General features: G+C 30.8%; 1 protein-coding gene. It reads right to left on the bottom strand.

Going from position 1 to position 793, the window contains the following annotated elements; translation table 11 throughout:
• Positions 1 to 59: 59 nt before the first annotated feature.
• The coding region (locus tag EKL98_RS16900; protein WP_199740753.1) for a Fic family protein at positions 60 to 793 on the bottom strand (734 nt) is incomplete at its 5' end.

The following is a 793-nucleotide window of genomic DNA, read 5'->3' as shown; positions in this document are numbered from 1 at the left end:
ATTAGAAGTTAGAAGTCAGATGTTAGAAGTGGGAATTTTTTAGAGAATTAGTCGATAATTTACAACATCAATCGAAATCCTTTAAAATCTTTTTTGATTTTTGAAACCGCTTCGATGTCATTACTCATTTTTTTGGAAAGCGTTTCCACAATGTAGTTTTTTACTAAATCAGGTTTCGATTCATAATATTGTTCCACGAGTAAGCTATTATAATTTAGATTTTCGGTATCGTAAGAGAATAAAGGAAAACCTTCTTTCATCAAAAGGAAATTGATTAAAAGTCGTCCTGTTCGTTTATTTCCATCTACAAAAGGTTGATGAATCCGAATTTCTTGTGCCAAGAAAACAGTTTTGTCCAAAACAGAAGCCTCACTTTTATTGACATTTTCAATTAAAGCTTCCATATTTTTCTGAACATCATCTGGAGAACTCAAAGGCATTATTTTTTCTTTCTCAACGCCATTTTGTTTTATGGAAATCACGTTTTGGCTAACTTTGAATTGATTTTGAAGTTGACCTTTTTCTTTGGCATTACTATAATAATCTTCATTCCAAAGGCCTCCAATACTCAACCAATTCAATTCTAAAATCAATTTTGTAGACAATTCTTCTTTGTTTTTTACTGCCAATAGCATTCTTTTCAAAGCGCGATACATTCCTTTTTGTTCTAAAATATCCGAATTTCGGATGTTATTTCCAGAAATGCTGTCGCTTTTAAATAATTCGGTAGTTTGCAAAAGTGATAATTGATTGCCTTCTAATCGGTTTGTGGTATAAACATATTCAAATAATT

This window comes from Flavobacterium bomense, assembly GCF_003970355.1.
The sequence above is the reverse complement of the archived record's forward strand: the minus strand, read 5'-3'. Positions and strand labels throughout refer to the sequence as shown.